This window comes from Amycolatopsis albispora, assembly GCF_003312875.1.
Lineage (GTDB): Bacteria > Actinomycetota > Actinomycetes > Mycobacteriales > Pseudonocardiaceae > Amycolatopsis > Amycolatopsis albispora.
Genome location: NZ_CP015163.1, coordinates 2,423,025 through 2,442,123, shown reverse-complemented (window position 1 = coordinate 2,442,123; position 19,099 = coordinate 2,423,025). Strand labels below are relative to the sequence as shown.

Below are 19,099 nucleotides of genomic sequence, written 5' to 3'. Positions count from 1 at the left end.
GGGCCATGACCGACCCCAAGCCCGAGACCGAGCCCGATCCTGATCCCGAACTGCTCGAACTGTGGGCCAAGGTGTTCGGCTTCGCCAGGGCGGGCCGCACCGAGGAACTGGCGGCCTATGTGGACGCCGGCATCCAGGCGAACCTGACCAACGACCGCGGGGACACGCTGGTCATGCTCGCCGCCTACCACGGCCACGCCGACACCGTCACCGCGCTGCTCGAGCGCGGCGCCGACCCCAACCGGGCCAACGACCGCGGCCAGACGCCGCTGGCGGGCGCGGTGTTCAAGGCCGAGCCCGAGGTGGTCAAGGCGCTGCTCGCCGGCGGGGCCGATCCGGCGGCCGGTCAGCCGTCCGCGCTGGAGACCGCGCGCCTGTTCGGCAACGACGAAATGCTCACACTCCTGCGGCCCTGACGCGCCGCCGCGCACGCGGCCAGGCATGCTTCTACGCATGCCAGAAGACCCCCACTACCTGTCCGGCCTCGACCTCTCCGGCAAGCGCGTGGTGATGGTCGGCGGCGGCATGGTCGCCCAGCGGCGGCTGCCGCGGCTGGTCGGCGCCGGTGCCGCGGTCGAGGTGATCGCCCCGCACGTGACCCCGTCGGTCGAGGCCATGGCCGAGACCGGCGAGCTGCGCTGGCACCGGCGCGCCTACGCCGACGGCGACCTCACCGACGCCTGGTACGCGCTGGCCTGCACGGACAGCCCCGAGGTCAACGCCGCGGTGTGCGCGGAGGCCGAGCGCGCGCGGGTCTTCTGCGTCCGCGCCGACGCCGGTGCCGAGGGCAGCGCGGTCACCCCGGCGTCGGGCCGGCACGGGGGAGTGCTGGTCGGGGTGCTCTCCGGCGGTGAGCCGCTGCGCTCGGCCGCGGTGCGTGACTCCATCCTGGACGGCCTGCGGGCGGGCACGGTGGCCGCCGAGTACCGCACCGCGGGGGAAGAACTGCCCGGGGTGGCGCTGGTCGGCGGCGGCCCCGGCGACCCGGAGCTGATCACCGTGCGCGGCCGTCGCCTGCTCGCGCGTGCCGACGTGGTGGTGGTCGACCGGCTCGGCCCGCGTGAACTGCTCGACGAGCTGGCGCCCGAGGTCGAGGTGATCGACGCGGCGAAGATCCCGTACGGCCGCGCGGCCAGCCAGGACGTGATCAACTCCACGCTGATCGAGCAGGCCAAGGCAGGCAAGTTCGTGGTCCGCCTCAAAGGCGGTGACCCGTACGTGTTCGGCCGCGGTTTCGAGGAGGTGCTGGCCTGCGCCGACGCGGGCATCCCGGTGACCGTGGTCCCCGGCATCACCAGCGCCTTCGCCGTGCCCGCGGTGGCCGGGGTGCCGGTGACGCACCGCGGGGTCACGCACGAGGTGGTGGTGGTCTCCGGGCACGTGCCGCCGGGACACCCGCAGTCGCTGACCGACTGGTCCGCGCTGGCCCGCCTGCGGGGCACGATCGTGCTGATGATGGGCGTCGAGCGGCTGGCCAAGTTCGCCGGTGCCCTGCTCGACGGCGGCCGTCCCGGCGACACCCCGGTGGCGATCATCGAGGACGGCACCATGCGCACCCAGCGCGTGCTGCGGTCCACTTTGGACAGCGTGGCCGGGGTGGCGGCCGAGGCCGGGGTGCGCCCGCCCGCGATCATCGTGATCGGGCCGGTCGCCGGACTCGGCTGACCCCGGCCCGCCGCCGGGGGATCACCGCGCGAATGAGGCGTCCAGGAAGTCCAGCACCGCGCCGGTGAGCCTGCCCGGGTCGAGCCGGAACTCGATCGGGCTGCGGGCCTGGATGAACTGCGCGTCCGGCAGGTCGACGGCCAGGGTGTCGGCGTCGCCGAAGGGGTGGATCGGGTCCCGCTGGTGCCCGATCACCAGCGCGGGCACCTTGATCTTGCGGCGCACCGACTTCGGCGGCGCGATCCGGCCGAACAGCACGCCGTGCAGCAGCGCCGCCATGCCGGCCGGTTCCTGGTCGAGCGTGTCGGTGACCACGTCCACCCACTGGTTGCCGTGCGGCACCAGCCCGGCCACCGCGGCCACCCCGCGCACGGTCACCGGCACGAACCTGGCCGCGAACAGCAGGGGCGCGAAGGTGAGCAGCCCGGCCACGATCGCGTTGTCCAGCACCGGCATCTCGGCGATCAGCGAGTGCATGCGCTCGGGCGCGGACACCGCCACCTCGAGCGAGACGTTGGCGCCGAGCGACGTGCCGCCGATCACCGCGCGGTCCACATCGAGGTGGTCGAGCAGCGCCACGGTCTGCTCGGCGAAGGCGGGCATCGAGTACAGCCAGGACTCGGTGGGCCGCGCCGATTCCCCGTGCCCGAGCAGGTCGAGCGTGACCACCCGGTAGCCCTCGGCGGCCAGCCGCCTGGCCAGCGGCGCGTGCATCCGCCGGGTGAACATGATGCCGTGGGTGAGCACCACCACCCGGTCGCCGTCGCCGTACTCGGTGTAGGCGAGCCGGTGCCCCTCGTGCACGAACGAACCGGCCAGCTCGATCGGCCGGGTGCTCCGCCGGGGCTCGCCGGGCTGCTCCAGTACCACCGCCGCGCTGTTCACGCTCATCGAGTCACCATCCCTCCGCCGAGACCAGCACAGGCCCGCACCTGCCCAGCAAACCATCTCCCGGGCTGGGTTGGCATCCCGCCAACCAGTCACCGGCCGGTCGCTGGCCCCCGCCCGTACTGATGAGTAATGATGACCGCCATGACTGTGAACGCCGATGCGCTGCCCGATCTCGTCTCGCTCAAGGTGGACCGCGACGGCCACGTGGCCGAGGTGACCCTGCTGGGACCGGGCAAGGGCAACGCGATGGGCCCCGACTTCTGGCGCGAGCTGCCACTGGTCTTCCGGGCGCTGGACGCCGACCCCGAGGTCAGGGCGGTGGTGCTGACCGGCAGCGGCAAGCACTTCTCCTACGGGCTCGACCTGCCCGCGATGATGCCGAACTGGGCGCCGCTGCTGGCCGGGGACGCACTCGCCAAGCCCCGTACCGCCTTCCTCGACGAGATCCGCGTGCTGCAGGACGCGGTCACCTCGGTGGCCCGCTGCCGCAAGCCGGTGGTGGCCGCGGTGTCCGGCTGGTGCATCGGCGGCGGCGTGGACGTGATCAGCGCCGCCGACGTCCGCCTGGCCAGCGCCGAAGCCAAGTTCAGCGTGCGCGAGGTCAAGGTGGCCATCGTGGCCGACCTCGGCAGCCTGCAGCGCCTGGCCACCATCGTCGGCGAGGGCCACGTCCGTGAGCTGGCGCTGACCGGCAAGGACATCGACGCCGCACGGGCCGAGCGGATCGGCCTGGTCAACGACGTGTACCCGGACCAGGACGCGGTGCTCGCCGCCGCCCGCGAACTCGCCGCCGAAATCGCGGCGAACCCGCCGCTGGTGGTGCAGGGTACGAAGGACGTGCTGTCGGTGAACACCGAGCGGCAGGTCGCCGACGGCCTGCGGTACGTGTCCGCCTGGAACGCCGCGTTCCTGCCGAGCAAGGACCTGGCCGAGGCGGCGCAGGCGTTCCTCGAGCGGCGCGCACCGCAGTTCCGCGGCGAATAGGGCGGCGAACAGGGCGGCGATTAGGGCAACGAGAAGGGCGGATGGTGACCAAGGTGAGCAACGAGGCTTCCCAGCGGTTCCGGGAGGCGCGCGACTTCCTGCTCGCGCACCGGGAGGACTACGCGGCGGCGAACGCCGGGTTCGCCTGGCCGGAGTTCGGCGAGTTCAACTGGGCGCTGGACTGGTTCGACCAGATCGCCCGCGACCCGGCCAACGCGCAGCGGTACGCGCTCTGGATCGTGGAAGAGGACGGCTCGGAGAACCGCTGGACCTTCCCGGAGATGGCGCGCCGGTCGGACCAGGTGGCGAACTGGCTGCGCGGGCTCGGCGTGCGCCGCGGGGACCGGCTGATCCTGATGCTGGGCAACCAGGGTGAGCTGTGGGAAACCATTCTCGCCGCGATCAAGCTGGGCGCGGTGATCATCCCGGCGTCCACCCTGCTCGGGCCGGCCGACCTGCGTGACCGCGTGGACCGCGGTGGCGCGAAGCACGTGGTGGTCCGTTCCGCCGACGTGGCGAAGTTCGACGGCGTGCCGGGGGAGTACACGCGGATCGCCGTCGGCGCGGCCGCCGAGGGCTGGCACGAATTCGCCTCCGCGTATGCCGAAGCGGGCGAGTTCACCCCGGACGGGGTCACCCTGGCGGACGACGAGCTGCTGCTCTACTTCACCTCCGGCACCACCGCGCAGCCGAAGCTGGTGCGGCACACCCACGTCTCCTACCCGGTGGGCCATCTGTCCACTATGTACTGGATCGGGCTGGAGCCGGGCGACGTCCACCTGAACATCTCCTCACCCGGCTGGGCGAAACACGCCTGGAGCAACGTGTTCGCGCCGTGGAACGCCGAGGCGACGGTGTTCCTGTACAACTACACGCGCTTCGACGCCGCCGCGCTGATGGCGCAGATGGACCGCTGCGGCATCACCAGCTTCTGCGCGCCGCCGACGGTGTGGCGCATGCTCATCCAGGCCGATCTCGGCGCGCTGAAAACCCCGCCGCGCAAGGTGGTCGGGGCGGGCGAGCCGCTCAATCCCGAGGTGATCGAGCAGGTCCGCGCCTCGTGGGGGGTGACCATCCGCGACGGCTTCGGCCAGACCGAGAGCAGCGTGCAGATCGCGAACACGCCCGGCCAGGAGGTCCGGCCGGGCTCGATGGGCCGCCCGCTGCCGGGGTTCACGGTGGCGCTGGTCGACCCGGTCACCGGCGAGCGCGCCACCGAGGGCGAGATCTGCCTGGACCTGGCGAAACGGCCGGTCGGGCTGATGACCGGGTACGCCGACGACGCCGAGCGCACCACCACCGCCTTCGCGAACGGCTACTACCACACCGGGGACGTCGGTTCGATCGACGAGGACGGCTACCTCACCTACGTCGGCCGCACCGACGACGTGTTCAAGGCGTCGGACTACCGGATCTCGCCGTTCGAGCTGGAGAGCGTGCTGATCGAGCACCCGGCGGTGGCCGAGGCGGCGGTGGTGCCCGCGCCGGACCCGATCCGGCTGGCCGTGCCCAAGGCGTACGTGGTGCTGGCCGCCGGGCACGAGCCGAGCGCGGACACCGCGCTGGCTATCCTGGCCCACTGCCGCGAGCACCTGGCGCCGTACAAGCGGATCCGGCGGCTGGAGTTCACCGAGCTGCCCAAGACGATCTCCGGCAAGATCCGCCGCGTCGAGCTGCGCGGCCGCGAGAACGAGTCGGCCGACCGCCCGGCGGGGGAGTTCCGCGAGGAGGACTTCCCGACGCTCAAGGGTTCCTGAGGCTCATTCCAGCGGTACGACGGCGGCCAGCACGGTCCGGTCCTGCCGGCCGCACGTCGTGCCGCCCTGCGCGGTGGGCGCGCCCGAGACGCACAGCCAGCCGTCCACCGTTTCGCTGACCGGTTCCTGCGAGCCGGCCGGCTGCCTGCCCGCGATCGCCCGGTGGAACCGCTCGACCACCGAACGGGCTTCGTCACACGGCACCCCGGTTTCGGCGGCGTCCAGCACCTGGAGGGTGAATCCGCTGGCGGCGGTCACCGTGCCGCAGCCGCCACCGGGCGCGCTCCGCTCGGGCGCGGGTGCCGGCGGGGTGGTGGTCGCCGGGCTGGGCACCGCCGGGGTGGTCAGGCTCACCGGCGGCGGCGCGGGCGGCGCGACGACCGCGTCACCGCTGGGCACGGCCGGTGCGGCCGCCCGCTCCGGCTCCGCTGAGCACGCGGCGAGCGCGGCGAGCGCGGCGAGCCCGACAACGGCGCAGGCCAGGCGTACGGTGGTGGTGGCGGTCAAGAGCGGCCCCTTCCGCGAGAAGCGTCGAGTCATTCTCGCCGGGGCGGCCTGGCCGGACCGGGACCGACACGCCCGGCGCGGGCCCGCGCGGGCCGGAGTAGTCCTCTGTGGACGGTAACGCACGGTCAGTTCGGGTCCCAGTAGCTGAAAAACCGGGTGAAAGATCACGCGAGCCGTTAACGAACGGCCGTTGCCGACCGACAGGTATGTCGGAGGCACCGCGAACCCCGAAGCGGTGCACCCGGACAGTCCCCCCCGAGCAGAAGCATTGAGAGCGATGGAAAACGCGGAATCCCCGGCCGAACCCGGAACAACCAGGTCCCAGTCCAGCACCACCGGCACGCGGACGCCGCCGACGGCGCCCTGCACCGTGGTGTGGAGCCTGGGACGCCCGTACGTACTGGAGAACAACGCGCGCTGGGTCGGTACCGACCGGCGCGGCCGCCCGCAGGTGCTCACCCGGGCGGAACTGCAGCGCCGCGGCTGGAGCTACCGCCGCGCCGGCTGAGCCGTCCCGGGCGGACGCTCACCCGCGTGCGCTTCGCGAAGCCCGTCGTCCCGGTCCGCCGGGCGATGCCTAGGCTGAGCGGGTGAGCGAGCCCCCATCGGCGACCAGGCCGGAACCGTCACTGGCCCGGCAGGCACTGACCGTGCCGAACCTGCTGTCCATCCTCCGGCTCGCCGGCGTGCCGGTGTTCCTGTGGCTGCTGCTGGGGCCCGAGGAGGACGGCTGGGCGCTGGCGGTGCTGGCCTTCGGCGGCTTCAGCGACTGGCTCGACGGCAAGCTGGCCCGCTGGCTCGACCAGACCAGCAGGCTCGGCCAGCTGCTCGACCCGGCCGCCGACCGCCTCTACATCATTGCCACGCTGGTGGCCTTCCTGCTGCGCGACATCGTGCCGTGGTGGGTGGTGGCCCCGCTGGTGCTGCGCGAACTCGTGGTCGGCTGCTGCATCCTGGTGCTGCGGCGCCGCGGCTTCGCCCCGCCCGAGGTCACCTACATCGGCAAGGGCGCCACTTTCGTGCTGATGTACGCCTTCCCCTTCCTCCTGCTCACCCAGGGTGGCTCCGACCTGGCCGCCGTCGCCCGGCCGATCGCCTACGCGTTCACCACCTGGGGCGGGGTGCTGTACCTGTGGTCCGGCGCGCTGTACGTGCTCCAGACCGTGCGGGCGATATCGCCGGGCCGGGGTGCCACCGCCGCCGTGTGAATGACAGACTTGCCCTCCGCAAGCCGGTGGTGAGAAAGGGGAACGGCGTTGTCCACTCCGGAGGAACTGCGCTACACCGAGGAGCACGAGTGGGTGGCCGTGCGCGACGGGGAGTCGGTGCGCGTCGGTATCACCGAGTACGCCCAGGACCAGCTCGGCGACGTGGTTTTCGTGGACCTGCCCGAGGTCGGGCTGACGGTGACCGCGGGGGAGACCTTCGGCGAGGTCGAATCCACCAAGAGCGTGTCCGAGCTGTTCGCCCCGCTGGACGGTGAGGTGGTCGCGGTCAACGACGCGGTGGCCGACTCGCCCGAGCTGATCAACAGCGACCCCTACGGCGAGGGCTGGCTGATCGAGCTCAAGCTGAGCGGTTCGGCCACCCCGGACAGCCTGCTCGACGCCGACGCCTACCAGCGCCTGACCAACGGCTGAGCGCCGCACCCGCCCGCGCCGCCGGTTGGGGGAGCCCACCAGGGGCCGAATCGATCAGGCACGGTACGTTGGGCTGCACACGTTTCGAAGAAAACCTTTCAGTGCGTAAGGAGAGCTCAGGTGAGCACGAACGACGGGCCCGGCGTTCCCCCGGAGCAGTCTCCGGAGCGGACCTCCGTCTTCCGGGCCGACTTCCTCGCCGAGGTCGAGGGACAGGAAGCCCAGGCGCCGGAGCCCCCGGTCGCGGGCATCGACGCACTGCCGGCCGGTTCGGCCCTGCTGGTCGTCAAGCGCGGCCCGAACGCGGGCTCGCGCTTCCTGCTGGACCGCGACACCACCAGCGCCGGCCGCCACCCCGACAGCGACATCTTCCTCGACGACGTCACGGTTTCGCGGCGGCACGCCGAGTTCCGCCGCGAGGGCGGGGAGTTCGTGGTGATCGACGTGGGCAGCCTCAACGGCACCTACGTCAACCGTGAGCCGGTCGACCAGGCCGTGCTCGCCGGGGGCGACGAGGTCCAGATCGGCAAGTTCCGCCTCGTCTTCCTGACCGGCCCGGGGCACGGGGGCCAGGGGGCGCGGTGACGGCTGCCGGGCGGCAGGGCCGTCCAGACGGTCTGAGCATCGGGGCGGTGCTGGCGCAGCTGCGCGGTGACTTCCCCGATGTGACCATCTCCAAGATCCGGTTCCTCGAGTCGGAGGGGCTGGTGCAGCCCGGCCGGACGCCGTCCGGTTACCGGCAGTTCGCCGCGGCGGACGTGGAGCGGCTGCGCTTCGTGCTGTCCGCGCAGCGTGACCACTACCTGCCGCTGAAGGTGATCAAGGAGCAGCTCGACGCCGCCGACCGCGGTGCCGAGCTGCCGGGGCCGGCGCCGCGGCCGCCGCGCAAGCTCGTCTCGCTCGGCGGGCCGGGCGGCGAGCGCGGGCTGCCGTCGCCGGAGGACTTCGCCCCGGCGCGCCCGGTGCGGCTGACCCAGGAGGAACTGCTCGCGCAGTCCGGGATCGACGCCGCCACGCTGGCCGAGCTCCAGCAGTACGGCCTGGTCCGGCCCGGTGCGGCTGGCTTCTACGACCCGGATGCCGTGCTGGTGGCGAAAACGGTGCGGGCGATGACCGAGTACGGCATCGAACCCCGGCACCTGAGGGCGTTCCGGGCGTCCGCGGACCGGGAGGTCGGCCTCCTGGAGCAAATTGTTACGCCGGTCTACCGGCAGCGCGACGCGGCCGCGAAGGCGCGGGCCGACGAGGTGGTCCGCGAGCTGGCGGCGCTGTCGGTCACGCTGCACACCCTGCTGGTCAAAGCGGGTATCCGCGGGGTGACCGGCGGTTAGCCCGGACCGGCGGGAATGATCTTGTCCCGGGTCGCGTTGAGCGTCGTGCGGAGGTGCCCGGACGGCCCGGCGCCGAATCCGTGGCTGAACGCGGGGACCCCGATGCCGTACGGTTGGAGAAGCCCGCGAGGCGGGCGCGAAGGTAGAGCGAGCACAGCGTCCGGAAGACGGGTAGCGTCGAGGGTGGCGATGCGGGACCCTTGGCACAGCGTGCGGCCCGTGTGCAGGTTAGGGAGGCGAACCCGATGAGCGAGATGCGCGTCGTCGGCGTGCGGGTCGAACTGCCCGCGAACCAGCCGATCTTGTTGCTGCGGGAGACCGAAGGAGAGCGGTACCTGCCGATCTGGATCGGCTCGGTCGAGGCCACCGCCATCGCCCTGGAGCAACAGGGTGTGCGCCCGGCCCGGCCACTGACCCACGACCTCCTCAAAGAGGTCATCGGCGCCCTCGGCCGGGAACTTGAGCAGGTGGTCATCACCGACCTGCGCGAAGGCACCTTCTTCGCCGAACTCGTCTTCGACGGCGACATCCGCGTGTCGGCCAGGCCCAGCGACTCGGTGGCACTGGCGCTGCGCGTCGGGGTGCCGATCCACGCCGAGGACGCGGTGCTGGAGGAGGCCGGGCTGATCATCCCCGACGAGCAGGAGGACGAGGTGGAGAAGTTCCGCGAGTTCCTCGACTCCGTCTCCCCCGAAGACTTCCGAGGCGCGGATACATAGTCGCGCCTCCGGCGCGACGGCGAGGTCGCTTTTGAGCCGGTCTCTGGAGCGAGGCACGCCAGGCCGCTGGGGCGACCTGACGCACCTCGCGCCAAAGACCGGCGCGACCTCGCGGTGGGTCCCTGGCGATCAGGGGCTGGTCGCCTTTTCGAAGAGGTTGGCCAGTTCGCGGCCGTAGCGTTCCGCGTCCAGCTCGGGTTCGCGGACCAGGCGGTCCGCCAGCCCGTCGAGCGCTTGGCGGATGCTCAGCGCCATCACCTCCACGTCGAACTCGCCGAACGCGCCTTCGGCCTGGCCCTGCCGCAGCTGCCGTTCGATGCGGCCGACCCGCATGTCCCGCAGCACCGCCTCGTGGAACATGTGGCCGCCACCCTCCTCGCCACCCCACACCTGGCCGAGGATCTCGTTCATCGCCCGCTGGAACTCCGGGTGCGCGGCCGCGAAGGCCACCTCCGACTCGATGAACCCGCGCAGCATGCCCGCCCTGGTCCGGTCGCCGGCCAGCCGCTCGGTCATGAACTCGTCCTTGAGCTGCGTGATCGTGCCGATGGTCGCGCTCATCAGCTCCTCCTTCGAGCCGAAGTGGTAGGAGATCATCCGCGTGCTGCTCAGCCCGGCGTGCTCGACGATGCGGGCGAACGACGCCTTCGCGAAGCCGAGCCGGGCGATCACCTCGATGGTGGCCTGGATGATCTGCGCGCGCCGTGCCGCTTCGGTCACGGACAGTCCCAGTTCCGGCTGGGAGCCCTCGTTTACCTGCATGAGTAAAAATTAACACGGCTGAGTAAATCGGGCAAGGTTCAACCTTTGGCCGGACCGGCCGCGCGTCGCGTTGACCGGCTCCCCGGCCCGGCTTACCGTCAACTACAGGTGAATCGCGACGGTGTGATTACGCCGTTCGAGGCAAGTGATCCACCAGGTCATGTTTGCCGGCCCGCAACGGCCGGGCGAGGGGAGGCATGGGTGGTCGAGGGAAGGTCGTTCGAGGTGACCGACGGCGAGCAAGGTGAGCTCTTTCCCGACGCGTCCCTGCCCGACGAACTGGTCGGCTACCGCGGGCCCGCGGCCTGCCAGATCGCCGGCATCACCTATCGCCAGCTGGACTACTGGGCCAGGACGAAGCTGGTCGCGCCGAGCATCCGCACCGCGCACGGCTCCGGCTCGCAGCGGCTGTACTCGTTCAAGGACATCCTGGTCCTCAAGATCGTCAAGCGGCTGCTGGACACCGGCGTCTCGCTGCAGAACATCCGGGTCGCGGTGGAGCACCTGCGTGAACGCGGCGTCCGTGACCTGGCGAAGGTGACCTTGTTCTCCGACGGCACCACCGTCTACGAGTGCACCTCGCCCGAGGAGATCGTCGATTTACTGCAGGGCGGGCAGGGCGTGTTCGGCATCGCGGTCAGCGGCGCCATGCAGGAGATCAGCGGCACCATCCACGAGTTCCCGGCCGAACGGGCCGACGGCGGCGTGATCGAGACGGTCCAGCCGGACGAGCTGACCCAGCGGCGCAACGCCCGCCGGACCGGTTGATCGCCGCGGTGGGTGAGTTGCTAATCTCTGCGCCGTAGTCGTTGACCCAGCGCGGGAGAGACCGGGCGGCCAATCGCCTCGCCCGGCGCCGAAGGAGCAACTCCTCCCCGGAAACTCTCAGGCACCCAGGACCGCGCATGGGGAGACGCCTCTGGAAAGCGGGCCGGCGGCCACTCACCGCGCGGCCCCGCCGAAGGTGCAAGCCCGTGGACTCGCGGGTGAACCTCTCAGGCGCCCGGAACCGGGCAGGGACAGAGGGGGAGGCTCCATCCCCGCCCGTGCGCGCTCAGCCCGGCACCTTGTCCAGGAAGCCGTGCACGCGGGCGATCCGGTCGTTTTCGGCCACCAGCACGTCGAACCCGATCACCAGCGGTTCCCCGCCCTCGGGGCCGAGGTGCCAGGTGAACCGGGCGATGTCGTGGTGGCCGTCCACCGGCCCGTGCAGGGTGAACCGCAGCCCGGCGAACTGCTCGGCCGCGCCGGCGAAGAACTTCTCGATGTCGTCCCAGCCGGTCACCGCGCCGAGCGGGTCGGTGTAGCTCGCGTCTTCGGTGAACAGCTCTTCGATCAGCGCGCGGCGCTCGGTGCCGGTGGCGTTCCAGGCGGCGAGGTAACGCTCGGCGAGTGCGGTGAAGTCGGTCATGATCACTCCTCGGGTTGGCTGGCACCCACCATTCCCGCCGCCGCGCGGCGCGTCGATTACCCGGGAAGTAATGGCCGCGGCGCGCGCCCGGCCGTAACGTCGAAGCGTGACCACAGCGACTGCTTCCCGCCCGGTGGGCGAACTCCTGCGTGAATGGCGGGACCGGCGCCGGATCAGCCAGCTCGACCTGGCCATCTCGGCGGACATCTCCACACGCCACCTGAGCTTCGTCGAGACCGGGCGCTCGGCGCCCAGCCGCGACATGGTGCTCCGCCTCGGTGAGCACCTCGACGTACCGCTGCGTGAACGCAACCAGCTGCTGCTCGCCGCCGGATTCGCCCCGGTGTACTCGGAAAGCGGGCTCGACGCGCCCGAGATGACCGCCGCGCGCGAGGCGGTCCGGCGGCTGCTCACCGCGCACGAGCCCTATCCGGCGGTGGTCGTCGACCGGCGCTGGACCATGGTCGACGCCAACGCCAGCGTGGCGCTGCTGATCGCCGGGGTGGCGCCGGAACTGCTGGACGGCCCGGTGAACGTGCTGCGGGCGACGCTGCACCCGGACGGCATGGCACCGCGCATCGCGAACCTGGGGGAGTGGCGCGCGCACCTGCTCGGCAGGCTGCGGCGCGAGGTGGCCGCCACGGCCGACCCCGAACTGTCCGAACTGCTCGCCGAACTGCGCGAATATCCTTGCCACGACGTGGTTCCCGAGGTCGAGGTGCCGAAGCCGGGTGACCTCGTGGTGCCGCTGCGGCTGCGGCACGGCGACACCGAACTGGCCTTCCTCAGCACGGTGGCGACCTTCGGCACGCCGCTGGACGTGACGCTCGCCGAGTTGTCGATCGAGGCGTTCTTCCCGGCGGACGCGCACACCGCCGAGGTGCTCCGGTCAGCCCCGCTCGGCGCGCCAGCCGGGTAACACGGTGGCCGTGGAGGCGAACAGCAGCAGCGCGATCAGCAGGAACGGCCCGGCCACGCCGACCAGCCCGGACACCGCGCCCGCCGCGGCCGGGGCCGCCGCCTGCGCCACCCGGTTGCCGGTCAGCCGCAGGCCGAGCGCGGTGGAGCGCAGGTTGTCCGGCGCCTCGCGCACGGTCCAGGTCATGGTCAGCGGCTGACCGAGCCCGAGTGCCAGGCCGAGCACCGCCATCAGCGCGGCCAGCGGCCAGAAGCCGCCGGTGAAAACCAGTGCCACCACGCAGATCCCGGCCAGCCCGCCGCTGACCACCAGCACCGCGAGCCTGCCGAACCGGCCCACCAGCAGCGGGATCAGCAGCCGGGACAGGAAGGAGAACCCGGCGCGCACCGCCAGCAGCACACCGACCACGGCCGGGCTGAGCCCGCGATCCTCGCCCAGCACCGGAAGGTACGCGGTGAGAACGTCCACACTGGACATCACGGCGAAGCTGGTGAAGATCGCCACCAGCAGCCTGCGATTGCGCAGCAGGGCCGCCGTCGATCCCTTGTGGACTCTCCGGTCGCCGTTCTTCTTCTGGTGCGCCAAGCCTTTCAGCGTCCACGCCAGCGCGAGGCAGAGCAGGGTGATCACCACACCGAGGCCGGTGGCGAGCAGGAATGCCTCGCGTGTCTCGGCGACCATCGAGCCCGCTGACGCCGAGCTGATCACCCAGCCACCGGTGAGCGGGCCGATCAGCTGGCCCACCGAGGCCGCCGCGGTGAACCAGCCGAAGTTGCGGTCCTGGTGCTCCGGCGGGGAAAGCTCGGCGACCAGGCCCTGGAAGGCCAGCATCAGCGCGAGCTGCCCGACCCCGATCACCACGTTCCCGGCGGCCATCAGCGGCAGCGTGCCGGCGAAGGCGAGGCCGAGCGCGCCGGTGGTCATGGCCAGCCCGCCCGCGGTGAGCAGCCCGCCCATGCCGCCGCGATCGGCGGCCCGGCCCATCGGCAGCGCCAGGAACACCGGCAGCAGCGCGCCCGCCGCGGCCACCAGCCCGACCGCGGTGGCGTCACCGCCGAGCGCGAGCACCCGGTAGGAGGCCACCGGCCGGATCAGGAAGGTGACCAGGTGCACGGCGAGCGAGGCGAGAACGACCAGCGCCAGCCCGGTGGTCGCGGGGCGGGGGACGGGCACCTGATCATCGTCGCAGTGCGCGCGCCGCCGGGCACGCTCCGCGGCGCAGGTGAGAGGATTGTCGCAGCGGGAGCCCCCGCCGGCCGGTCACCCAGCGAACCCAGTGAGGAAACTTGGTGAGCATCGCGCTGCACAACGAGGTCCCGCTCCCGCTGATCAGCTTCGACGCCGGCGCGCTGCCACCGGACGCCGTCGCCGGTTCGGTGCGCCAGGCGCTCGCCGCCGGGTACCGCGCCGTGAACGTCCGGCCCTCGGGTGAATCCGGGGCGGGCGAGGCGATCCGCGAACTGCCGCGCGGGGAGGTTTTTGTCACCCTGACCCTGCCGGGCACCGGGACCGCCGCCGCGCTGGCTTCGGCGCTGCGCATGCTCGGCACCGACCGGATCGACCTGGTGCTGCTCGAACGGCCGACCCCGCAGGCGTGGCGGGAACTGGAGCAGGCACAGGCCGACGGCCTGGTGCGCGCGCTCGGGGTGGCCGGGCTCAGCGCCGACGCCCTGCGCCGGTTCGTCGAGACCGTCGGCGTGCCCGCGGCGCACCGGCTCGAACTGCACCCGAGGGAACCGCGTGCCGAACTGCGCGCGCTGCACGCCGAGCACGGCATCGTCACCGTCGCCGCCGACCCGGTCGGGCCGGGCGCGCTGCCCGGGGTGCTGCGCGGGCTGGCCGCCAAGTACGGCAAGAGCCCGGCGCAGCTGGTGTTGCGCTGGCAGCTCGAACTCGGGCACGCCGTGGTGGTCGGGCCCGCCCCGGCCACCCTGCTCGCCGAGCAGCTGGGCGTGTTCGACTTCGAGCTCGCCGCCGACGACCTCGCGGTGATCGCCGAACTGGAAGGGACCTGAGGACTCAGGTCGCCTTGAGCCCGGCGGCCGCGAAGTCCGCCTGCTGCGCGGGTTCGGTGAGGAAGCCGCGGAAGGTCTGCGCGGCCCGCTTCTGCACGTCGTCCACGCCGTTGCCGGACAGCCCGATGTACGGGTAGTCCGCCGACCGCGCCGAAGCCACCGACTGCGGCGGGGAACCGATCAGCTCGGGCTTCTTGGTGGTCAGCTCGCTGATCCACCACGAGGATTCCGGCAGCCACGCGGCGGGCATGCCGCGGATGGAGCTCAGCTCGCTCTGGCCGAGCAGTGCGTCGAGCACCCGCTGCGAGGCCATCGCGTCCACGGTGATGTTGACGCAGTGCCCGTGCACCACGGTCTTCGCGTCGTTCCAGCGGGTCGCGGCGGCCTTGGCCGGCGCCTCCGCGCTCGGGGTCACGATCACGCGCAGGCTCGCGTCGCCTTCGGCGCAGCTGGCGGCCTGCGCTTCGGCGCGGCTGCTCAGCTCACCGCTGGCCCAGCCCCAGCCCAGCCAGCCGAGGCCGATCAGGGCGACCAGCACCAGGCAGGCGATCGGCCACTTGGCCACGCGGCGCCGGGTCTTCCCGATCGCGCGGTGGCTGCCGGTGCCGCTGACGGTCTTGTGGCTGCCGGTGCCGCTGATGGCCTGGTGGCTGCCGGTGGTGCGGATGGCTTGGTGGCTGCCGGTGGTGACGGCGTTGCGCTCCGGGCCCTGCACGGGCGCCGGGGCCGGGGTGAAGTAACCGGAGGGCGGGGAATCCGGGGCGCGGCGGGTGGTTCGGGGGGCCGCGGGAGGTGTCCGGGGAGTGTTACGAGGAGGTGTGGTCCGGGGAGCGGACGTCCGGTTCGCGGGGGAACGATGGCCGGACGGTCTGCCGTGAGGGGGTTCCGGAGCCGGGTCCTCGACCAAGCTGTGTCGCCCCATCGTGTGCCTTTCTCGTCTGATACTTGGACGCTCTCAGTATGCAACCAAAACGTTATCACTCTAACAGACGTAATCTGTTCGGGAAATGTGATGACGCTCAGTTGTCGCACAGCCTGCCAGCATCGGTACAACCGGACAATAGTGTGTTGCTGCACTCGATCAGGCGAGCCCGCAGCGGGGCGGCGCGTCGCGCGAAAGCGGCCTGTGCCCTGGCGTATTCGGCCCGCCCCGCCGCCGTTTCGATCGGCACCGCTGGGTAACCGAGCGGGGACAAATCGTAAGGACTCGCGCGCATGTCCAGCTCGCGGATGTCGGCCGCCAGTTCGAAACAGTCGCCGATCAGCTCGGCAGGCACGAATGGGCCGAGTTTGTACGCCCATTTGAACAGGTCCATGTTCGCGTGCAGGCAGCCGGGCTGCTCGGACTCGCGCTGCGTCTCGCGGGTCGGCGAGAGCGTGTTGCGGGGCACGGCGTCGGGCGTGAAGAAGCGGAACGCGTCGAAGTGGCCGCACCTGACCTCTAGTGATTCCACCACTTCGTCGGTGCCGCGGCTGCCCAGCCGCAGGGGTAGCTGGGCGTGCCGCACCTCGTCGTGCGGCTGGCGGTAGACCATCGCCCACTCGTGCAGCCCGAAGCAGCTCAGCCGCGGCGCACGCGACGCCGTCGCCTCCAGCAGCGACGAGACGTACCGGGCGGTCCGCTCGCGTGCCGGGGTGAACTCCGCCGGATCGACGGCGACACCGTCGGGCGTCTCGTGGTAGCCGCGCCGCTGGAGGAACCGCTTCGCCGCGTCACCGGCGAGCACCACGCCGAAGCCCGGCTGCCACCGCTCGACGTGCGACGGCCGGTGCGAGTAGTAGGTGAACAGGAAGTCCAGCACCGGGTGCTTCTCCCCGCGCGACCGGCGTCCGGCGTGCGGCACCGTCCACTTCCGCATGCGCGTGACGTGGGCTTCCTCGCGAGCCAGCCACTCCGGCTCGGCGAGGATCACCGGCTCGCTCATGCCGTCACGTGCGTGCCGTCCCGCACGGTGCCCACGTACTCCTCGACCAGGTCCTCCAGCGCCACCACGCCGACCACGGTGCCATCCGCGCCCAGTGCCCTGGCGAGGTGGCCCCGTTCGCGGCGCATCACCGACAGCGCGCTGTCCAGCTTCGCCTCCGCCGGGACCTCGCTCAGCGGCCGCGTCTTCGACGGCGGCACCTTCGTCCCGGCCGGTTCGCCGACCAGCTCCAGGATGTCCTTGACGTGGATGTACCCGGCGAGCCCGCCTTCGCTGTCCAGCACCGGGAAGCGGGAGAAACCGGTGCTCGACACGGCCTGCTCCACGTCGCCGACGGTCGGCGAAGCGGGCAGCGTGGTCAGCTCGGGCACCGGCACCAGCACATCGGCCACGGTCTTGCGGACCGACGACAGCGTCTGGCTCAGCCGCTGGTGCTCCGACTGCTCCAGCAGCCCTTCGCGGCGCGACTCGCTGAGCAGCTCGGCGAGTTCGGCGGAGGTGTAGGCCGTTTCCAGCTCGTCCTTCGGCTCCACCTTGAGCACGCGCAGCCCGGCGTTGGCGACGGTGTTCAGCAGCCAGATGAACGGGTTGGCCAGCTTCACCCAGGCCACGTGCACCGGGACCAGCCACAGCGCCAGCCGCTCGGGATCGGCGATGGCCAGGTTCTTCGGCACCATCTCGCCGATCAGCACGTGCAGGATGGTCATCACGGTCAGCGCGAAGGCGAACGCGATCGGGTGGAGCACGTACCCGGGCAGCGGCAGTCCGATCGCGCCGAAGGCGGCCTCCAGCTGGTGCGCCACCGCCGGTTCGCCGAACTGGAGCAGCAGCAGCGAGCAGATGGTGATGCCGAGCTGCGCGCCGGCCAGCATCTGCGACACCTGCTTGCTGGCGTTGATCACGATGCGGGCACGCGTGGTGCCCTGCTCGGCGAGCGCCTCCAGGCGGTCGCGCCGGGAGGAGATGAGCGCGAACTCCGCACCCACGAAGAAGGCGTTGGCCAGCAGCAGCAGGCCGATCAGCGAGATGGCGACCCAGTCGTTCACCTGGACACCTCCACCCGGGGCGAAGCGGCGGCGGTGGCGCCGCCCGCCGGTCCGGCCTTGCCGGTGATCGGGTGCACGCTGATCTCGGCGATGCGCAGCCGGTCCATCGTGTGCACGGTGAGCCGCCAGTCGTCGACGTCGGCCGAGTCACCGGGGCCGGGGATGCGGCCGAGGCGTTCGAGCACCAGGCCCGCGATCGTCTCGTAGTCGCCCTCCGGCATGCGGAACCCGGTGATCTCGCGGACCTCGTCGGCCCGCAGCTGCCCGGACACCACCCAGTTGTCCGCGCCGAGCTGCCGCGACGACGGCTCCTCGCGGTCGTCGTGCTCGTCGAGCACGTCGCCGATGATCTCCTCGACCACGTCCTCCAGGGTGACCAGCCCGGCGGTGCCGCCGTACTCGTCGACCACGATGGCGAGCTGGAAGCGCGAGTCCCGCAGGCGGTTCAGCAGCGCGTCGCCCGGCAGCGACTCGGGCACGGTCGGCACCGGCCGCATCACCGAGCCGATGCGCACGGAGTCGCGCTCGGCCTGCGGCACGGTGAACGCCTGCTTGACGTGCACCGCGCCCTGCACGTCGTCGAGATCCTCGTTGTAGACGGGGAACCGGGAGAACCCGGTGCGCCGCGACAGCGCGATCAGGTCGCTGATCGCGTCGTCCACGGTCAGCGACTCGACCTGCACACGCGGGGTCATCAGCTCGTCGGCCGTGCGGTCGCCGAAGCGCAGCGACTTGTCCAGCAACTCGGCGGTGGCGGTGTCGAGCGTGCCGCTCTCCGCGCTGGAGCGCACGATCGAGCCCAGCTCCTGCGGTGAGCGCGCCGAGCGCAGTTCCTCCTGCGGCTCGACGCCGAACTTGCGCACCACCCAGTTCGCGCTGTTGTTCATCAGCGTGATGAGCCACTTGAAGGTCTTCGAGAACCGCGAGTGGTAACCGGCCACCGCGCGCCCGGTCTGCAGCGGGCGGGCGATGGCGAGGTTCTTCGGCATCATCTCGCCGAGCACCATCGACAGCGAGGTGGCGATCACCAGCGCGAGCACCACCGAGACGGCGGCGGCCGCCGCGGGTGGCAGGCCGAAGGCGGTCAGCGGTGGTTCGATCAGGTCACCGATCAGCGGTTCGGCCACGTACCCGGTGACCAGCGTGGTCAGCGTGATGGCCACCTGCGCGCCGGAGAGCTGGAACGACAGCGTCCGGTGGGCTTCCAGCAGGGTTTTCGACTTCTTGTCACCGACCTGGCGGACATTGGCCTCGACGGTGCTGCGCTCGAGCGCGGTGAGCGAGAACTCGGCGGCGACGGCCAGGCCGGTGCCGATGGTCAGCACCACCACGAAGACCACGCCGAGGATCGCGAGCAGGATTTCCATCATCGGACTCCGGCGGTGCGTCGCGGGCCGATGGGGAGGGGATCGGGAAAGCCGGGTGTGCCACCCGGCTCAGTACTGTCACCAGGTGACGGCGCGTCGCGCACGGAAGGGTCTCTCCTCGGGAGGGGTTGTCACGTGGGGTAGATGATACCGGCCGGTT

General features: G+C 71.6%; 22 protein-coding genes and 1 riboswitch. Of the genes, 13 read left to right on the top strand and 9 right to left on the bottom strand.

Annotated elements, in window-relative coordinates; translation table 11 throughout:
- The first annotated feature begins 5 nt into the window (after nucleotides 1-5).
- Entirely contained in the window at nucleotides 6-416 is a 411-nt protein-coding gene (locus tag A4R43_RS11375) for an ankyrin repeat domain-containing protein (protein ID WP_113697503.1), read from the top strand.
- Nucleotides 417-453: 37 nt separating this feature from the next.
- On the top strand, nucleotides 454-1,665 hold the full coding sequence (gene cobA / locus A4R43_RS11370) for a uroporphyrinogen-III C-methyltransferase (protein WP_113692309.1): 1,212 nt from the start codon (nucleotides 454-456) through the stop codon (nucleotides 1,663-1,665).
- A gap of 21 nt (nucleotides 1,666-1,686) precedes the next feature.
- On the opposite strand, the gene A4R43_RS11365 is transcribed toward cobA, so the two are convergent.
- Nucleotides 1,687-2,556, bottom strand: coding sequence for an alpha/beta fold hydrolase (locus tag A4R43_RS11365; protein WP_113692308.1), 870 nt, complete (start codon nucleotides 2,554-2,556; stop codon nucleotides 1,687-1,689).
- Nucleotides 2,557-2,697: 141 nt separating this feature from the next.
- Between A4R43_RS11365 and A4R43_RS11360 the strand changes: the two genes are divergently transcribed.
- Together A4R43_RS11360 and A4R43_RS11355 are read left to right on the top strand one after the other, a co-directional pair.
- Nucleotides 2,698-3,540, top strand: a complete 843-nt coding sequence (locus tag A4R43_RS11360) for a crotonase/enoyl-CoA hydratase family protein (RefSeq protein WP_113697502.1) — start codon at nucleotides 2,698-2,700, stop codon at nucleotides 3,538-3,540.
- 53 nt (nucleotides 3,541-3,593) lie between these two features.
- Nucleotides 3,594-5,297 carry an AMP-binding protein gene (locus tag A4R43_RS11355; protein WP_418190815.1) on the top strand — a complete coding sequence of 568 codons (1,704 nt, stop codon included), beginning with the start codon at nucleotides 3,594-3,596 and terminating at the stop codon, nucleotides 5,295-5,297.
- Between the two features lie 3 nt (nucleotides 5,298-5,300).
- Here A4R43_RS11355 and A4R43_RS43915 read toward each other — a convergent pair whose 3' ends face one another.
- Nucleotides 5,301-5,804, bottom strand: a complete 504-nt coding sequence (locus tag A4R43_RS43915; protein WP_236808912.1) for a hypothetical protein — start codon at nucleotides 5,802-5,804, stop codon at nucleotides 5,301-5,303.
- 277 nt (nucleotides 5,805-6,081) lie between these two features.
- Between A4R43_RS43915 and A4R43_RS11345 the strand changes: the two genes are divergently transcribed.
- From A4R43_RS11345 to A4R43_RS11320, 6 genes are all read left to right on the top strand, one after another.
- On the top strand, nucleotides 6,082-6,312 hold the full coding sequence (locus A4R43_RS11345) for a hypothetical protein (protein ID WP_113692306.1): 231 nt from the start codon (nucleotides 6,082-6,084) through the stop codon (nucleotides 6,310-6,312).
- An 82-nt stretch (nucleotides 6,313-6,394) separates the two neighbouring features.
- Nucleotides 6,395-7,012 (top strand): CDP-alcohol phosphatidyltransferase family protein, encoded by a 618-nt coding sequence (locus tag A4R43_RS11340; protein WP_113692305.1) that lies wholly within the window; start codon nucleotides 6,395-6,397, stop codon nucleotides 7,010-7,012.
- 48 nt (nucleotides 7,013-7,060) lie between these two features.
- Complete coding sequence (gcvH, locus tag A4R43_RS11335; protein ID WP_113692304.1) at nucleotides 7,061-7,444, top strand: glycine cleavage system protein GcvH; 384 nt, start codon at nucleotides 7,061-7,063, stop codon at nucleotides 7,442-7,444.
- Nucleotides 7,445-7,564: 120 nt separating this feature from the next.
- The gene (gene garA / locus A4R43_RS11330) at nucleotides 7,565-8,029 is read left to right on the top strand and encodes a glycogen accumulation regulator GarA (RefSeq protein ID WP_113692303.1); all 465 of its coding nucleotides are present in this window, start codon (nucleotides 7,565-7,567) and stop codon (nucleotides 8,027-8,029) included.
- Nucleotides 8,026-8,775: a transcriptional regulator FtsR gene (ftsR, locus tag A4R43_RS11325; RefSeq protein WP_162788408.1), complete on the top strand. Its 750-nt coding sequence runs from the start codon at nucleotides 8,026-8,028 to the stop codon at nucleotides 8,773-8,775. The genes garA and ftsR overlap by 4 nt, the downstream gene beginning before the upstream one ends.
- Nucleotides 8,776-9,020: 245 nt before the next feature.
- Nucleotides 9,021-9,494 carry a bifunctional nuclease family protein gene (locus A4R43_RS11320; protein ID WP_113692302.1) on the top strand — a complete coding sequence of 158 codons (474 nt, stop codon included), beginning with the start codon at nucleotides 9,021-9,023 and terminating at the stop codon, nucleotides 9,492-9,494.
- Between the two features lie 129 nt (nucleotides 9,495-9,623).
- Here A4R43_RS11320 and A4R43_RS11315 read toward each other — a convergent pair whose 3' ends face one another.
- A complete protein-coding gene (locus tag A4R43_RS11315; RefSeq protein ID WP_113692301.1) occupies nucleotides 9,624-10,256 on the bottom strand; it encodes a TetR/AcrR family transcriptional regulator in 633 nt (210 codons plus the stop codon).
- Nucleotides 10,257-10,457: 201 nt separating this feature from the next.
- Here A4R43_RS11315 and A4R43_RS11310 point away from each other — a divergent pair, with 201 nt between their 5' ends.
- Nucleotides 10,458-11,024, top strand: a complete 567-nt coding sequence (locus tag A4R43_RS11310; RefSeq protein ID WP_113692300.1) for a MerR family transcriptional regulator — start codon at nucleotides 10,458-10,460, stop codon at nucleotides 11,022-11,024.
- A gap of 42 nt (nucleotides 11,025-11,066) precedes the next feature.
- A riboswitch (glycine riboswitch) is annotated at nucleotides 11,067-11,168 on the top strand.
- Between the two features lie 142 nt (nucleotides 11,169-11,310).
- Here A4R43_RS11310 and A4R43_RS11305 read toward each other — a convergent pair.
- Nucleotides 11,311-11,667, bottom strand: a complete 357-nt coding sequence (locus tag A4R43_RS11305; RefSeq protein ID WP_113692299.1) for a nuclear transport factor 2 family protein — start codon at nucleotides 11,665-11,667, stop codon at nucleotides 11,311-11,313.
- A gap of 106 nt (nucleotides 11,668-11,773) precedes the next feature.
- Here A4R43_RS11305 and A4R43_RS11300 point away from each other — a divergent pair, with 106 nt between their 5' ends.
- Entirely contained in the window at nucleotides 11,774-12,586 is an 813-nt protein-coding gene (locus A4R43_RS11300; protein WP_113692298.1) for a helix-turn-helix domain-containing protein, read from the top strand.
- On the opposite strand, the gene A4R43_RS11295 is transcribed toward A4R43_RS11300, so the two are convergent.
- Nucleotides 12,557-13,759 carry an MFS transporter gene (locus A4R43_RS11295; protein ID WP_113692297.1) on the bottom strand — a complete coding sequence of 401 codons (1,203 nt, stop codon included), beginning with the start codon at nucleotides 13,757-13,759 and terminating at the stop codon, nucleotides 12,557-12,559. The genes A4R43_RS11300 and A4R43_RS11295 overlap by 30 nt on opposite strands.
- Nucleotides 13,760-13,875: 116 nt before the next feature.
- Between A4R43_RS11295 and A4R43_RS11290 the strand changes: the two genes are divergently transcribed.
- Nucleotides 13,876-14,601: an aldo/keto reductase gene (locus A4R43_RS11290; protein ID WP_113692296.1), complete on the top strand. Its 726-nt coding sequence runs from the start codon at nucleotides 13,876-13,878 to the stop codon at nucleotides 14,599-14,601.
- Nucleotides 14,602-14,605: 4 nt separating this feature from the next.
- On the opposite strand, the gene A4R43_RS11285 is transcribed toward A4R43_RS11290, so the two are convergent.
- The 4 genes from A4R43_RS11285 to A4R43_RS11270 form a co-directional block, all read right to left on the bottom strand.
- Nucleotides 14,606-15,316 carry a hypothetical protein gene (locus tag A4R43_RS11285; RefSeq protein WP_236808910.1) on the bottom strand — a complete coding sequence of 237 codons (711 nt, stop codon included), beginning with the start codon at nucleotides 15,314-15,316 and terminating at the stop codon, nucleotides 14,606-14,608.
- A 304-nt stretch (nucleotides 15,317-15,620) separates the two neighbouring features.
- Nucleotides 15,621-16,526: a 3-methyladenine DNA glycosylase gene (locus tag A4R43_RS11280; RefSeq protein WP_113692295.1), complete on the bottom strand. Its 906-nt coding sequence runs from the start codon at nucleotides 16,524-16,526 to the stop codon at nucleotides 15,621-15,623.
- A complete protein-coding gene (locus A4R43_RS11275) occupies nucleotides 16,523-17,572 on the bottom strand; it encodes a hemolysin family protein (RefSeq protein WP_113692294.1) in 1,050 nt (349 codons plus the stop codon). The genes A4R43_RS11280 and A4R43_RS11275 overlap by 4 nt, the downstream gene beginning before the upstream one ends.
- Nucleotides 17,569-18,942: a hemolysin family protein gene (locus tag A4R43_RS11270; protein ID WP_113692293.1), complete on the bottom strand. Its 1,374-nt coding sequence runs from the start codon at nucleotides 18,940-18,942 to the stop codon at nucleotides 17,569-17,571. Before A4R43_RS11270 ends, A4R43_RS11275 begins: the two co-directional genes overlap by 4 nt.
- Nucleotides 18,943-19,099: the final 157 nt, after the last annotated feature.

What these genes read in the sequence shown, in the direction of transcription:
- A4R43_RS11375 (WP_113697503.1), top strand. Translation starts at nt 6, where the DNA reads ATGACCGACCCCAAGCCCGAGACCGAGCCCGATCCTGATCCCGAACTG.
- cobA (WP_113692309.1), top strand. Translation starts at nt 454, where the DNA reads ATGCCAGAAGACCCCCACTACCTGTCCGGCCTCGACCTCTCCGGCAAG.
- A4R43_RS11365 (WP_113692308.1), bottom strand. Translation starts at nt 2,556, where the DNA reads ATGAGCGTGAACAGCGCGGCGGTGGTACTGGAGCAGCCCGGCGAGCCC.
- A4R43_RS11360 (WP_113697502.1), top strand. Translation starts at nt 2,698, where the DNA reads ATGACTGTGAACGCCGATGCGCTGCCCGATCTCGTCTCGCTCAAGGTG.
- A4R43_RS11345 (WP_113692306.1), top strand. Translation starts at nt 6,082, where the DNA reads ATGGAAAACGCGGAATCCCCGGCCGAACCCGGAACAACCAGGTCCCAG.
- A4R43_RS11320 (WP_113692302.1), top strand. Translation starts at nt 9,021, where the DNA reads ATGAGCGAGATGCGCGTCGTCGGCGTGCGGGTCGAACTGCCCGCGAAC.
- A4R43_RS11315 (WP_113692301.1), bottom strand. Translation starts at nt 10,256, where the DNA reads ATGCAGGTAAACGAGGGCTCCCAGCCGGAACTGGGACTGTCCGTGACC.
- A4R43_RS11305 (WP_113692299.1), bottom strand. Translation starts at nt 11,667, where the DNA reads ATGACCGACTTCACCGCACTCGCCGAGCGTTACCTCGCCGCCTGGAAC.
- A4R43_RS11280 (WP_113692295.1), bottom strand. Translation starts at nt 16,526, where the DNA reads ATGAGCGAGCCGGTGATCCTCGCCGAGCCGGAGTGGCTGGCTCGCGAG.
- A4R43_RS11270 (WP_113692293.1), bottom strand. Translation starts at nt 18,942, where the DNA reads ATGATGGAAATCCTGCTCGCGATCCTCGGCGTGGTCTTCGTGGTGGTG.